A 13,392-nucleotide genomic window follows, 5' to 3' on the forward strand; every position below is an offset into this window, starting at 1 on the left:
GGTCCAGGGGTTCAGCCGCTGCGGCCTTGGCCGAGCAGTTCCTGTTCGAATCCGGCGGTTTGCTCCCGCAGCGCTTTTGCGACGGCGGCGACGGCGGGCTGGCGCAGGGATTCCTGGCGCAGCACCATCCAGTACGGCAGCAGCTCGGCGAAGTCTTCGGGCAGCAGTCTGACCAGGTCGGCGTGCCGATCGGCCATGAAGCAAGGCAGGAAGCCGATGCCGGCGCCGGCGCGGGTGGCTTCGACGTGCACGAACACGTTGGTGGAGCTGAGCGAGTCCAGCATCGAGGGGACCAGCCGGCGGGGCGCATCGAGGTCGTCGACCTGGAGCATCGAATCGACGAAGTAGACCAGGCCGTGCCGGGTCAGCTCGCGGGTGTCGGCCGGGGTGCCGTGCTCCTCGAGATAGCTGCGCGAGGCATACATCCCGAGCATGTAGTGGCCCAGCAGGATGGCTTCGGCCCGGTGCACCTGCGGCTCGCCAACCACCACTTCGATGTCCAGCCCGGAGCGGTGCTGCAGCGCCCGCCGGGTGACGTTGACGATTTCCACGCTCAGGTTGGGATGCCGCCGCCGCAGCTTGGCCACCGCAGGAGCAATGATGTAGCCGCTGAAGCCGTCAGTGGAGGAAATGCGTACGACGCCGGAAATCTGGTCCGCTTCTGCCTCGCCTTCGTGGATCCGGGCGACGGCGGTCTCGATATGTTCCGCCGCACCGGCGGCACGGCGGCCCAGCTCGGTCAGTTCCCAGCCGCCCACGGTCTTGGCCAGGACCCGGCCGCCCAGCGCCTTCTCGAGGGCCGCAATCCGGCGCGAAACAGTGGTGTGGTTCAGGCCCAAGCCCTCCGCCGCCGTCGTAAACCTCCCGCTGCGCGCCACCGCGAGCAGGATCAGCAGGTCGTCGGGATTGGGGGCGGTTCCGGACAGCATCGTCATATCTGCAATTCTGCACTCTGTCTCTGCGGAACTGGTCATTGATGCACATCGGCGCGTATGGCGATACTCGAGGGAACCTGCCTGTGGTGCGCGCCACAGGAGAAGAGGCTGCAGCCAGCAGACAGAGCTGCATGCCGCAGAGACAAAGGAGTGCTCCGATGAGCGTCAACAAACCGGCTGCCCCGGCGAAGGAGCAGGGCGGCCTGAAGAAGATCGTGGCGGCCTCGATGGTCGGCACCGTGGTGGAGTGGTACGAGTTCTTTCTCTACGCCACCGCCGCGTCGCTGGTGTTCGGCCAGTTCTTCTTCCCGAATACCGGCACTGAACTCGACGGCATCATCGCCGCGTTCCTGACCTACGCCGTCGGCTTCGTCGCCCGGCCGCTGGGCGGCATCGTGTTCGGCCAGATCGGCGACAAGCTCGGCCGTAAGCACACGCTGCAGGTCACCATCATCCTGGTCGGCGTGGCCACGTTCCTGATGGGCTGCCTGCCCGGCTTCAACTCGATCGGCTACTGGGCGCCGGCACTGCTGGTGATCCTGCGGTTTGTCCAGGGCTTCGCCGTCGGCGGCGAATGGGGCGGCGCGGTGCTGCTCGTGGCCGAGCACAGCCCGAACAAGCAGCGTGCATTCTGGTCCAGCTGGCCGCAGGCGGCCGTGCCGGTGGGCAACCTGCTGGCCACGCTGGTGCTGCTGAGCATGTCCTGGATCCTGCCGTCCGACCAGTTCCTCAGCTGGGGCTGGCGCGTGGCGTTCTGGCTCTCCGCCGTGATCGTGCTGGTGGGCTACTACATCCGCACGCATGTCAGCGAGGCGCCGATCTTCCTCGAAGCGCGCGAGAAGGTGGAGCAGGAGCAGGCCGCCAGCTACGGCGTGCTGGAGGTTGTGAAGAAGTACCCGAAGGGCGTGCTCAAGGCGATGGGCCTGCGTTTTGCGGAGAACATCATCTACTACATCATCGTCAGCTTCACCATTGTCTACTTGAAGACGGTCCACGAGTACGACACGAGCCAGCTGCTGCTGGCCCTGCTGGTGGCGCACGTGGTGCACTTCCTGGTCATTCCGCAGGTGGGCCGGCTGGCCGATGCCTTCGGCCGCAAGCCGGTCTACCTGGCCGGCGCGGTGCTCTCCGCCAGCTGGGCGTTCTTCGCCTTCCCGATGTTCGATACGCTCAACGACTTCGTCATCATCCTGGCCGTGACCATCGGCCTGTGTGTCCACGCCCTGATGTACGCGGGCCAGCCGGCGATCATGGCCGAGATGTTCCCCACCCGGATGCGCTACTCCGGCGTCTCGCTCGGCTACCAGGTCACCTCGATCCTGGCCGGGTCCATGGCTCCGATCATCGCGACAGCCCTGCTGCAGGAAACCGGCAGCTGGGTTCCGGTCGCGGTCTATGTCCTGGTGGCCTGCGCCATCACCGCCGCCACCGTGCTGACGCTGCGGGAGACCAAGGGCTTCTCGCTCCATGACGTCGACGCCGAGGATGCGCGCAAGCACGGCCTCGAGGCACCGCGGGTGGCCCGGTGAGTGCCGTAGCGCCGCAGACGCTGAAGGGGCGCCGTGCGCTTATCACGGGCGGAGCGGGCGGGATCGGCCTGGCCGCCGGCCGCTCCTTCGCCGCGCGGGGAGCGCACGTGGTGGTGGCGGACTTGGACCGTGATGGCGCCGAGGCGGCGGCCGCCGAGCTGGGCGGCTCCGCCTGGGTGGTGGACCTGCTGGACCCGGAAGCCGTGACGGATGAGCGGCTGGCCGAGGCGCTGGACGGCGTGGACATCCTGGTCAACAACGCAGGCATCCAGCGGGTCAGTGCCATCGAGGAGTTCGACCCGCAGGACTTCCGCCGGATCATCACGCTCATGCTGGAGGTCCCCTTCCTGCTGGTCCGCGCCGCCCTGCCGAAGATGTATGCCAACGGCTTCGGCCGGATCATCAACATCTCCTCCGTGCACGGGCTGCGGGCGTCTGCGTTCAAAAGCGCTTACGTCACCGCCAAGCACGGGCTCGAGGGCCTGTCGAAGGTGACCGCGCTCGAGGGCGGGCCGCACGGAGTCACCAGCAACTGCGTCAATCCCGGCTATGTCCGGACGCCGCTGGTGGAGAAGCAGATTGCGGACCAGGCCCGGGTGCACGGGATCGACGAATCCGAGGTGCTGGCCAAGATCATGCTGACCGAGAGCGCCATCAAGCGGCTGGTCGAGCCGGAGGAAGTCGCCTCGCTGATCGCTTGGCTGGCCTCCGACGACGCGGCCATGGTCACCGGCGCGAGCTACACCATGGACGGCGGCTGGTCCGCCCGGTAGCCGAGCCTTCAGCAAAGCGCCGGTGTTCCGTCTGACGACGGATGCCGGCGCTTCGCCGTGCTGGCGGCTCGTTCCGCTCAACGCGGGGCGGGGTTCGCGTGCCGCGGCGCGGCCGGGTGGATCAGCTTTCGGGACGGCCGCGATAGTGCAGCGGGGGAGAGCCGGCAACGCCGTTGCCGGAGCTGAGGCCCTCCAGCACTTCCTGCAGAGCCTCAACCGAAGTCTTCTTCGGCTCCCAGCCCAGCACCTCCCGCGCCCGGCTCGTGTCCATCACCGGGACGGTACGGCCCATGTCCACCCAGCCGGGATCGGAAGCGAGCAGGCGCAGCGACCACGCTGCTCCCACGGCGGCGCGCACCAGCGGGACGGGCGTATGCAGCACCCGCTTCGCGCCGAAAAAGCCGCCCAGCAGCTGCGGCGTGATCACCGGATCCGCGGCAATGTTGAACGCCCCGGAGGCGCCCTGGTCCAGCACGCGCCAGTAGGCGTCGCCCGCGTCCTCGGCGTGCACGGCCTGGAATACGAACTCGCGGGGGAACGGCAGCAGCGGCGTCCGCACCTTGTCCAGGAAGAACTTCGGGATCGCCCGGCCGAGGAAGTAGCGGCCGATCTCGGTGCCGGCGTCCGACTGGAAGATCAGCGCGGTCCGCATCCGCGCCACCTTGATGTCCGGATGCCGGCGTTCGAAACCGTCCAGCAGCGCCTCCTGCTCGCCCTTGAACCGGCTGTAGTGCGAACTCGCAATGCCGCGCGCCGGCCAGCCCTCATCCACGCGCGTGTCCTTCGGTCCCGGGCTGTAGGCACCCAGCGACGACGCGCACACGAACTGCCTGACGCCGGCATCCGCGGCCGCCGCCAGGGCGTTGGCCGTGCCGTCCACGTTGACCCGCCGCATGAAGTCCTCGTCATGGTTCGGCTGCAGCACCCAGGCCAAATGTACGACGGCGTCGCAGCCAGCCAGTGCCTCCGCAAGCCTTTCGCGTGCCGCATCGGAGGCGACGTCCACGCTATGCCAGGTGACGCCGTCGTACGGTTCCTGCGACTGGTCCGGGAGTCGCCGGGAGATACCCACCAGCTCTACCCCGTCTGGCCGTTCCGCCGCGGCCTGCTTGATCCGCCGCAGGACGGCAGTGCCGACATTGCCGGTGGCTCCGATGATCCCGATCCGCATGCGCCCAGACTACGCCGCGGGACTGACAGGAAGTAGGTTCACGCCGAAGTTCCGGCCGCTGGGGCAGGACCCGAGCACCGGGACGGTCAGTGCGCGCCGCCGAGGTTGAGCACAACAACGCCGGCGACGATCAGGCCGATGCCCAGGACCTTCACCAGGCTGAGTGGTTCGCCCAGGAAGGTGGCGCCGATGGCCACGATGGCCACGGTGCCAAGGCCGGACCAGAGGGCGTAGGCCACGCCAACCGGAACGCTCTTGACGACCTGGGACAGGAGGGCGAAGGAGGCGGCATAGGCCGTGAGGCACAGGACGGTCGGCCACAGCCTGCTGAAACCTTCCGTAGATTTCAGCAGGCTGGTGCCGCAGACTTCGGCGGCGATTGCGAGCAGCAGGAAGACGTATCCCATGGAGGCAGTCTTTCACCTGCCGGGCAACCGGATGGTGGCCGCCATCAGGATGACCTGCCGCGGACCGCTTGCTGCCGGGCTCAGGCGGCAAGGAGCGCGCTGTTGGCGGCCAGCGGGGCGAGCTGCTCGAACAGGAGCACGGCACCGAGGGCGATCATGATCAGGCCGCTGGCCAGGGTGACGACGCGGGCAGCAGCCGGCCGCGACTGCAGCAGCTTCTGTGCGGCCAGCGCCACGATGCTGTAGACGACGGCGACCATCAGCACGAAGGACAGGCCCAGGATGCCCAGCTGCACGGGGGCGGGCAGGCCGGCGGCCGGGCTGATGAACTGGGGAACGAGGGCCAGGAAGAGGAGCAGGCCCTTGGGGTTGATGCTGCTGGTGCCCAGACCGCGGAGGAAGCTGCGCAGCCGGGAGGAGCCGGACTGTTCCAGGCTCGAGAACCGGGCGCCGCGCCAGGATCGTGCGGTAGTGAAGCCGAGCCAGAGCAGGTACGCGGCGCCGGCGATCGTCAGCCAGCCGAGCAGCGCGGGGATGCTGGCGATCAGTGCGGCGACGCCGGCAGCCACGAGGAGCGTGAGCACCACGTAGCCGCTGCAGAGTCCGGCGATGGCCGGAGCGAAGCTGCGCTGGTTCAGTCCGGCGGCGATGGAGTAGGCCCAGTCCGCGCCGGGGGTGCAGGCCAGGGTCAGGGCGACGGCGGCGAAGCCGAGAAACAGCTGCTGGTCCATGGGCCACACTCCTTAATCAATCTGACGGAGCAACCCTATGAAAAACCGCGGCGGAAGTGCTTGCCGATTTAGCTCGGTTCGCCGGACTCGCGATAAGATCTTTGCGTGATTGACGGGATTGACCGAAGTATTTTGCGCGAGCTCCAGCACGACGGGCGAATGACTGCCACGGCGCTGGCATCGAAGATCGGACTGACCGTCGCTCCGTGCCACCGCCGGCTGCGCGAGCTGGAGTCGACGGGTGTCATCCGCGGTTACCGCGCCGAGCTCGACGCCCGGTCGCTGGGGCTGGGCTTCGAGGCCATCGTCTTCGTCACGCTGCGGCAGGTGGACCGCGCCACCCTGGCCGGATTCGAGGAGCAGGTGGCTGCGAATGCGCACATCATCGAGGCCCAGCGCCTGTTCGGCGATCCCGATTACCTGCTGAAGGTAGTGGCGCAGGATTTGCCGGCCTACCAGAAGTTCTATGACGAGGAGCTGTCCGATCTGCCGGCGGTGGAGAAACTGACCTCGACCATCGTGATGAAGAACCTGAAGGCGAACACAGCCCTGCCGATCTGAGCAGGGTGGGTCGACGTGATCCGGGGCCGGTGCCGGAGGGCTGTTCGTCCGCCGGCACCGGCCGGATCATGCCGCCGCAGGGACCGGCGTCCGGTCCGTCGTGCGGCGCGACAGCAGATGGTGAACAACGTAGCCGGCATCCGCGCCCGCCCCGCCGATGAGCATGGACCGGAACGAGGACTGGAAGGACAAACCGGTGAAGTAGAGTCCGGGCGCAGACGGCACAACGCCACGGGTCTCCAATGGCCAGCCGTCGTCGCCGATGACGGGCAGGTCGATCCAGCTGAAGTCCTGCCGGAATCCGGTGCACCAGATCACGTTGCTACGTCGGCCACTCGATCCTCGCCGAGCACGGGGAGCCCGCCTCGTACGCCGGTCAGCCGATCGGTGACCCGTTCGACACCTGCTGCCGCCAGGTCGGACCCCTTCACCCGCAGGAGCGGAGCGCCATGCGTCCGTGCGTTGATCCGCCCCTTGCGGCCCATCGGGGTCCGCACCGAGAGGACGTGTCCCCATACCTGCCAGAGGACCGGCAACAGTATCCGGAACCGGCGGGATTCGAGGCGGACCGGGATCTGGCCGTGATCCCTGCCGCAGAGGATGGTGCTGTGGGAGCGTGCCACCTCAAAGGCAATGTCCGCGCCGGAGTGGGACGCGCCAACCACGAGCACTCGTCCCTCCTGTAGCTGCGACGGGTTGTGGTATTCGCTCGAGTGCAGCTGCACGATCCGCGGATCCAGGTCGGCCCCGATTCGGGGTATATAGGCGCCGCGACCGAAGGGGCCCGTCGCGACGACGACGTTGTGTGCTTCGAACCGTGCGTCAGCGCACTCCACGACATAGTTGTCGCCGTTTCGCGCCAGGCGCTGCACCCGAGTGCTTGGCCGGATGGGCAGGTCGAAGGTCTTGGCGTAGGCCTCGAGGTAGTCCGCCACCTCGTCCTTCGTGGGGAACGCCGATGCCGGGCCGGGGAAGTCCAGGCCCGGGAGCCCATCGTGGTCCGCTGGGCTGTAGAGCCGCAGTGAGTCCCAGTGGCAGCGCCAGTTGTCGCCCACGCGGGCATTGGCGTCGAGGATGACGAATTTCCCGCCCCGGCGCTTCAGGTGGAAGCCCGTGGCGAGACCCGCCTGGCCTGCGCCGATCACGACGGTATCCAGGCGCTCTGCGCGGTGTGTCCTTGTGGTGTTCATGGTTTCCTCCTGGGAAGTGGTGGACGGGACCCGATAAGGACAGCCGGCAGGGCTTCGCGGGAACGATCCGACGGCTCCTGCTGTTCGTCGCCGGTAGTGGTGCCGAAACGGGACACCTCGTAGCGCAGGTACCAGGCCAGCATCAGCACGCTGGAGACCAGGTAGAAGGAATGCAGCACCCACACTGGTCCCGCCGGCAGGCTGAACACGTACACGGAGTGCACGAGGTTGCCGAGGTTGGACAGCGCAATGTTGCCGAGGCTGTAGGAACTCAGGTCCTTGCTCCGCCCCGCCTTGACGAGCATCGGCAGCATGCTGACGGTGAAGATGACCGTCGACGCTGCGCCCGCTAGCAGCGGGAATGGCAGTTCCACCGGACTCACCTCCCGGACGCCTTGCCTTTGACATCAAGTTTGGCCGGGAGGGGCCCGCCGCAGCGTCGGGCGAACTATGCAACTATGCGCTCGCCCGCGGCTGGGTAATTGTATGTACGGCTTGGCTGCCGGCGGTTGTACGGGCGCTACAGCAGGTTGTGCTGGTAGGCGTACGCGGTCGCCGCGGAGCGGGAAGAGAGGTTGAGCTTGGTGAAGATGTTGCTGAGATGCCGTGCAACGGTTTTCTCGCTCAGGAAAAGTTCTTCGGCGATCATCCGGTTGGTGCTTCCTGTGGCCACGGCGCGGAGGACCTGGACCTCGCGCGGGGTGAGGCCTCCACCGTCGGTCCGGGTGGTGCGTGCGCCCAATTGCTGGACTGCCGTCAGGTCAGGGATGGCTCTGAGCTGCCGGAACACGTTGGCGGCGGAGTCGAACTCCAGCTGGGCGGCGTCCTGATCGCCGAGTTCCTGGCAGCATCTGCCCTGCAGGACACGTACCCGCGCAGCATGGTAGGGCGCGTCAAGGATATGCCAGCAGTCTCCAGGCCCGGCGCAACTCGTCCAGCGAAGCCCGCGATTGTCCCTCTGCCAGCAGCACAGAGCCCATGGCCTGGGCCGATAGTGCCGACAACAGAGTTGTGGTCCGCTCAGCAGCGATCCCGGTCAGCTCGAGCGCCGCGAGGCGGGCCTGCTTCACGTCCCCAGCGGCCAGTGCTACTTCCACCGAGGCCGCCAGGAGGAGTGGCCGGCGGGCCGCCTGCCGTGGCTCTTCCAGCGCACGCCGGATCCCCGACTGCGCGGCATCCAGCCGGTTTTGAGCGGCCCGGAGCAGGGCAAGTCCGGGTTGCACCTCGTGGCCGCACTCGCTCGAACGGCCGTACGAGTTCTCGGCGGCAGCGTACTCGCCGCGGAGCCGGTGCAGTTCTCCCTCCTCGTAGTAGGCCATGCCGATTGCGGCCTGGCCGGGAGGTTCCGAGAGACGACGGCAAGCGAGGCGCACCTGTTCCGCGGCGTCTGGCCATTCACCGTTCAGGATGAGGATCTGCGTGCGGTGCACCAGGCATTGACCCCTGAACGGCACCAGGTCGGGCTGCTCATTGCACCAGCGGCTGAGGGCCCGGGTCCACTCGATGGCGCGGCGGATTTCGAAGGTGTCGTGGCACGCGATGATCACCGCGCAGTACACCAGCCCGGAGACGATCGGAGAGACCTCGCCTGCCGTGACCGCGACCATAACCTCGTCCAGCTTGGCCAGGCCCGCGGCGACTTCGCCCATCGCGATCTTCGTCTGGCCGATGCCGAGGCCACTGAGGGCAATCAGCTCCGGCTGCCCCGAGGAGCGGCCAATCCGGCTGGCCAGGGTGAAGAGCTCGAGGGCGCTGGCACCGTCGCCCTGCATGAGTGCCTGCAGGCCGCCGGGACGAGCAGCAGCCCACGAATCGGTGAGTCGTCGGGCGTGGCAGGCACCAGTTTTTCGGCTCGCGCCAGCCAACCGCCAGCCTGGGCCATCTCGCCACGATTAATGAGATTGAAGCCCAGCCAGAAGGCGCACTCGGCTGCCTGCTCGTGCTCTCCACTGTCGAGCAGCTGGTGATAGGCGCGGTCCAGCAGCGACACGCAGGCGTCGTCGCGGCCGGTGAGGAAGGACGCCCGTGCGTAGAGTTCGAGATCGGCGGGTGCGAGCCGGCTGTCGCTGTCCGCTACGCCAAAGCGCGCGTAGGCCTGCCCCCAGGCCTGCTCACGGAAGGCATCCCGTGCAAGCTCAAGCGCATCCCTGCCGCTCATCACCAACCCCTGCCGCCACAGCATCCGCGTCCCACGCCGGGCATAGTTTGCGGATACGGCACTACACCGCGGACGTGACCGAACACCTCCATCCAGCCTACGCTTCCGGCCGGAACGGCAACATGAGGAGCGCCCACGGCAGGCGGCGCATCCGATCCGTCCCGCGCCTGCACAACCGCCCCTGCACCACAGTCCCGCCTCTGCACAACAAGGTACTGATGGCCAAGGTAGGGGAGCTAGCAGAAATAACCCGGGCGCCGGCGTCGTTATGGCCAATGTCCGCCGCACTTGTGTTGCGGACGCAAAATAACGACGACGAAAGGCCGGCCGCCGCCATGACTGTTCCCCTCTCCATCCTCGACCTCGCGACGATCGGTAAGGAAGAGACGGTGCGGGACAGCCTCGAAGGCAGCGTCCGGCTGGCCCAGCTCGCGGAGGAACTGGGCTACCGCCGGGTCTGGTACGCCGAGCACCACAACATGCCGAGCATCGCGTCCTCGGCGACGAGCGTGCTGATCGCGCACGTGGCCGCGCAGACCAAGAGCATCCGGCTCGGCGCCGGCGGCATCATGCTGCCCAACCATGCGCCGCTGCCGATCGCCGAGCAGTTCGGCACGCTGGAGACGCTGCATCCGGGGCGGATCGACCTGGGTCTGGGGCGGGCTCCGGGCAGCGACCAGCAGACCATGCGCGCGATGCGGCGGGACCCGATGAGCGCCGAGTCGTTCCCGCAGGACGTGCTGGAACTGCAGGGCTACCTGACCGGCAACTCCCGGATCCCCGGGGTGGATGCGACGCCGGGCAAGGGGACCAATGTTCCGCTGTACATCCTGGGCTCCTCGCTGTTCGGGGCGAAGCTGGCCGCGGCGCTCGGGCTGCCGTACTCGTTCGCGTCCCACTTCTCACCGGCCGCGCTGCACGACGCCGTGGCCGCCTACCGCCGGGAGTTCCAGCCGTCGGAGCAGCTGGCCGAGCCGTACGTGATCGCCGGGGTCAACGCGATCGCGGCGGATTCCAATGAGGAAGCGCAGGCCCAGTTCCAGGTGGTCCGGCGCGCCCGCGTCTCGCTGCTCTTCGGGCGCGGACGGACCTTCACGGACGAGGAAGCCGACATGGTGCTGGACTCGCCGCAGGGGCAGCACGTGGAGCAGATGGTCAAGTACACCGCCGTGGGCACGCCCGAGGCCGTGCGCGAGTACCTGGACGGGTTCGCCAAACACGCCGACGCCGACGAGCTGATCGTCGCGCACCAGGCGCCGACCGTCGGGCAGCGGCTGCGCTCGCTGGAGCTGACGGCGCGGGCCATGGACCTCAAGCCCGCCGCTCTGCCCGCGTCCTGAATTTGCGCTCGGACCGGCCGAGGTGCGTGAGTCTTCCTTCGAAATATATGGCGGCGGTTTCAGAGGTTAAGTTAGGCTAACCTCCATCTAGTTTCACGCGGCCGCCGCCGCTTCTTCCCAGGAGTACCCCTCATGCATCGTTCCAAGCTTTTCGCTGCCTGCGTGGCGATCACGGTGCCCGCGTTGGCCCTGTCCGGCTGCGGCGTACTGGGCATTGGCCAGGCCCCTGCCGATCTGCAGATCTACTCGGCCCGGCACTATGACCTTGAGGGCGCCTTCGCCGATTTCACCGAGGAAACCGGGATTTCGGTCGAGTTCATCACCGGCGACGATGCGGAGCTCCTGGAGCGGCTCAAGGCGGAGGGAAGCGAGGGCCCCGCGGACGTTTTCATGACGGTGGACGCCGGCAACCTCTGGAACGCCGCACGCCAGGACGTGCTGGCCCCGGTCAGCTCGGCCACGCTGGAGAAGGCGGTTCCGGAGGACCTGCGCGACCCGGAGGGGCAGTGGTTCGGACTGGCCATGCGTGCCAGGACCCTCACTTACAACCCGGACAACGTCGATCCTGCCGAGTTTGACGCGCAGGACAGCTACGCGGGCCTGGCTGATCCGAAGTGGAAGGGCCGGCTGTGCATGCGCGATGCCACCTCGTCCTATACCCAGTCCCTGGTGGCAAGCCTGATCGACCTGCACGGGCGGGACAAGGCCCTGGAGATCGTCAAGGGGTGGGTGGCCAACGACGTGGAGATCATGAGCAACGACATCCTCCTGCTCGAAGCGATCGACGCCGGAGCCTGCGACGTGGGCATCAACAACCACTACTACCTGGCCCGCACACTGGTGGAGAAGCCCGACCTTGCCGTCGACCTGTTCTGGGCCAGCCAGGAAGGCGCCGGCGCCCACGTCAATATCTCCGGCGCCGGTGTCGTGGCGAACTCCGACAACGCCGCGGAAGCGCAGCAGCTCATTGAGTGGCTGGCGACGACGGGACAGAACGCCTTTGTGGACGCCAACCACGAGTTCCCCGTCAATCCCTCGGTCGAACCGGAGCCCGTGATCGCCGGGTTCGGCGAATTCAGCCGGATGCCGCTGAACGCCAAGGCCTACGGCGACCTGAATGCGGAGGCCACCGAACTGCTGGCCGAAGCTGGCTACAAGTGAGCAAGCCGGACGTCCTGGCTGCGACCGGGGCTTCCGCGCGCAGGCGGCGCCTGACCGGCGGCGGCCGTCCCCTGTGGTCGGCGGCCGTGCTGGTGGCCGCGGCCTTGGTGGCGACGCCGGTCATCGCCGTCGTGGTGGACGGGTTGGGGAGCTTGGCAACCTCACGGTCCCGCGCGACCTCGGCGGGATGGTGCTGACCACCGCTGTGCTGATGGCGGGAGTCGGGGCCGGAACGCTGCTGGTCGGCGGCGGACTGGCCTGGCTGGTCACCGCCTATACTTTTCCGCTCCGCAACATGCTGCTCTGGGCGCTGGTCCTGCCGCTGGCCATGCCGGCCTACATCCTGGGCTTCGTTTTCCTCTCCACCTTCGACGTCGGCGGCCCGGTGCAGGGCCTGCTGCGCTCGCTGCTGGGGCCGGGCGGATGGTTGCCGGAAGTGCGCTCCCTGCCCGGCGCCGTCATTGTCATGACCCTGACGCTTTACCCGTACGTCTATCTCCTCGCGCGGGCGGCTCTCGTTGAGCAGGGGGCGGCAACGTACGACGCCGCCCGCACCCTGGGTGCCAGCCGCACCCGTACGCTGTGGCGGGTTATCGCGCCTCTGGCCAGGCCGTCGCTTGCCGCGGCCCTTGCCCTGGTCATGATGGAAACGCTGACGGACTTCGCCACCGCCCAGTATTTCAATGTCCAGACTGTCTCCGTGGGCGTCTACCTCGTCTGGAAGGGAAGCTTCGACTTCCACGCGGCGACCCAGCTGTCCGTGCTGGTGCTGCTGTTCGCGGTGGCCGTGCTGGCAGGGGAGCGGCTGTTCCGGGGGCGCTCGCGCTTCCACCAGAAGAACACGCGCGGCGAGGGCCTGCAGGCCCAGCGGCTCAGCGGCTGGACCGGGTGGGCGGCAGCTCTGGCCGGACTCGGCGTGCTCGGCGCCGGCTTCGTCCTTCCGGTGGCCCAGCTGCTCACCTGGGCCGCGGCGGAGGCTCTCTCCGGCGGCGGGCCCCTACTGGATCCCCGGTTCCCGGAGTACCTGATGAACAGCATCGCCGTCGCCGCCATCGCCGCGCTGGTGTGCGCCGGGCTCGCCCTGACCATCGGGCACAGCCTGCGTCTGGGCGGCGGCGCGCTGGTGGCCTCCGCCGCGCAGGCGACGACGTTCGGCTACGCAGTGCCGGGCGCCGTGATCGGCATCGGCGTGCTCATCGCATTCGCCCGGCTCGACGATCTGCTCGAGCAGGCAGGCGTTCCCGGCGGCACGGGGCTGCTGGTGACCGGGTCCGTCGCAGGCATCCTCTTCGCCTACGTGGTGCGTTTCCTCGCGCCCGCTTACCAGGCGGTGGACGCGAGCTTCTCGAAGATCTCGCCGGCGCTGACCTCCTCCGCCCTGAGCCTCGGTGCGTCGCCGCACCGGCTGCTCGCCCGCGTGCACCTGCCGCTGGCCC

17 protein-coding genes are annotated in these 13,392 nt (G+C 68.0%); 7 read left to right on the top strand and 10 right to left on the bottom strand.

Annotation, left to right across the window (positions count from 1 at the left end; all coding sequences use genetic code 11):
* Window positions 1-11: 11 nt before the first annotated feature.
* A complete protein-coding gene (locus tag D477_RS04520; protein ID WP_005267708.1) occupies window positions 12-935 on the bottom strand; it encodes a LysR family transcriptional regulator in 924 nt (307 codons plus the stop codon).
* A 158-nt stretch (window positions 936-1,093) separates the two neighbouring features.
* Between D477_RS04520 and D477_RS04525 the strand changes: the two genes are divergently transcribed.
* The gene (locus tag D477_RS04525) at window positions 1,094-2,464 is read left to right on the top strand and encodes an MFS transporter (protein ID WP_005267709.1); all 1,371 of its coding nucleotides are present in this window, start codon (window positions 1,094-1,096) and stop codon (window positions 2,462-2,464) included.
* On the top strand, window positions 2,461-3,237 hold the full coding sequence (locus tag D477_RS04530) for a 3-hydroxybutyrate dehydrogenase (RefSeq protein ID WP_005267710.1): 777 nt from the start codon (window positions 2,461-2,463) through the stop codon (window positions 3,235-3,237). The genes D477_RS04525 and D477_RS04530 overlap by 4 nt, the downstream gene beginning before the upstream one ends.
* A gap of 121 nt (window positions 3,238-3,358) precedes the next feature.
* On the opposite strand, the gene D477_RS04535 is transcribed toward D477_RS04530, so the two are convergent.
* The 3 genes from D477_RS04535 to D477_RS04545 all read right to left on the bottom strand — a co-directional run bounded on the left by D477_RS04535 (window position 3,359) and on the right by D477_RS04545 (window position 5,546).
* Window positions 3,359-4,408, bottom strand: a complete 1,050-nt coding sequence (locus D477_RS04535; RefSeq protein WP_005267711.1) for an NAD-dependent epimerase/dehydratase family protein — start codon at window positions 4,406-4,408, stop codon at window positions 3,359-3,361.
* An 86-nt stretch (window positions 4,409-4,494) separates the two neighbouring features.
* Window positions 4,495-4,815, bottom strand: a complete 321-nt coding sequence (locus D477_RS04540) for a DMT family transporter (RefSeq protein ID WP_005267712.1) — start codon at window positions 4,813-4,815, stop codon at window positions 4,495-4,497.
* An 80-nt stretch (window positions 4,816-4,895) separates the two neighbouring features.
* Window positions 4,896-5,546: a LysE family translocator gene (locus D477_RS04545; RefSeq protein WP_005267714.1), complete on the bottom strand. Its 651-nt coding sequence runs from the start codon at window positions 5,544-5,546 to the stop codon at window positions 4,896-4,898.
* A 105-nt stretch (window positions 5,547-5,651) separates the two neighbouring features.
* On the opposite strand from D477_RS04545, the gene D477_RS04550 reads away from it, so the two are divergent.
* Complete coding sequence (locus tag D477_RS04550) at window positions 5,652-6,107, top strand: Lrp/AsnC family transcriptional regulator (RefSeq protein ID WP_081608473.1); 456 nt, start codon at window positions 5,652-5,654, stop codon at window positions 6,105-6,107.
* A gap of 66 nt (window positions 6,108-6,173) precedes the next feature.
* On the opposite strand, the gene D477_RS23140 is transcribed toward D477_RS04550, so the two are convergent.
* The 6 genes from D477_RS23140 to D477_RS22985 form a co-directional block, all read right to left on the bottom strand.
* The gene (locus tag D477_RS23140; protein WP_237740700.1) at window positions 6,174-6,425 is read right to left on the bottom strand and encodes a hypothetical protein; all 252 of its coding nucleotides are present in this window, start codon (window positions 6,423-6,425) and stop codon (window positions 6,174-6,176) included.
* A complete protein-coding gene (locus D477_RS04555) occupies window positions 6,422-7,297 on the bottom strand; it encodes a flavin-containing monooxygenase (protein WP_237740701.1) in 876 nt (291 codons plus the stop codon). Before D477_RS04555 ends, D477_RS23140 begins: the two co-directional genes overlap by 4 nt.
* A complete protein-coding gene (locus D477_RS22550) occupies window positions 7,294-7,665 on the bottom strand; it encodes a hypothetical protein (RefSeq protein WP_043845651.1) in 372 nt (123 codons plus the stop codon). Before D477_RS22550 ends, D477_RS04555 begins: the two co-directional genes overlap by 4 nt.
* 152 nt (window positions 7,666-7,817) lie before the next feature.
* Complete coding sequence (locus tag D477_RS22975) at window positions 7,818-8,087, bottom strand: response regulator transcription factor (protein WP_202804078.1); 270 nt, start codon at window positions 8,085-8,087, stop codon at window positions 7,818-7,820.
* A gap of 103 nt (window positions 8,088-8,190) precedes the next feature.
* Window positions 8,191-9,069 carry a hypothetical protein gene (locus tag D477_RS22980; RefSeq protein ID WP_202804079.1) on the bottom strand — a complete coding sequence of 293 codons (879 nt, stop codon included), beginning with the start codon at window positions 9,067-9,069 and terminating at the stop codon, window positions 8,191-8,193.
* The gene (locus D477_RS22985) at window positions 8,988-9,455 is read right to left on the bottom strand and encodes a hypothetical protein (RefSeq protein WP_202804080.1); all 468 of its coding nucleotides are present in this window, start codon (window positions 9,453-9,455) and stop codon (window positions 8,988-8,990) included. The genes D477_RS22980 and D477_RS22985 overlap by 82 nt, the downstream gene beginning before the upstream one ends.
* Window positions 9,456-9,790: 335 nt before the next feature.
* On the opposite strand from D477_RS22985, the gene D477_RS04570 reads away from it, so the two are divergent.
* From D477_RS04570 to D477_RS04585, 4 genes are all read left to right on the top strand, one after another.
* Window positions 9,791-10,795 (top strand): LLM class flavin-dependent oxidoreductase, encoded by a 1,005-nt coding sequence (locus D477_RS04570; protein WP_005267724.1) that lies wholly within the window; start codon window positions 9,791-9,793, stop codon window positions 10,793-10,795.
* A gap of 132 nt (window positions 10,796-10,927) precedes the next feature.
* Window positions 10,928-11,956, top strand: a complete 1,029-nt coding sequence (locus D477_RS04575) for an extracellular solute-binding protein (protein ID WP_005267726.1) — start codon at window positions 10,928-10,930, stop codon at window positions 11,954-11,956.
* Complete coding sequence (locus D477_RS22555; RefSeq protein WP_005267727.1) at window positions 11,953-12,153, top strand: hypothetical protein; 201 nt, start codon at window positions 11,953-11,955, stop codon at window positions 12,151-12,153. The genes D477_RS04575 and D477_RS22555 overlap by 4 nt, the downstream gene beginning before the upstream one ends.
* The coding region (locus D477_RS04585) for an ABC transporter permease (protein WP_005267728.1) at window positions 12,144-13,392 on the top strand (1,249 nt) is incomplete at its 3' end. The genes D477_RS22555 and D477_RS04585, both read left to right, overlap by 10 nt.

Origin of the sequence: Arthrobacter crystallopoietes BAB-32 (genome assembly GCF_000328305.2) — a bacterium.
Lineage (GTDB): Bacteria > Actinomycetota > Actinomycetes > Actinomycetales > Micrococcaceae > Crystallibacter > Crystallibacter crystallopoietes_A.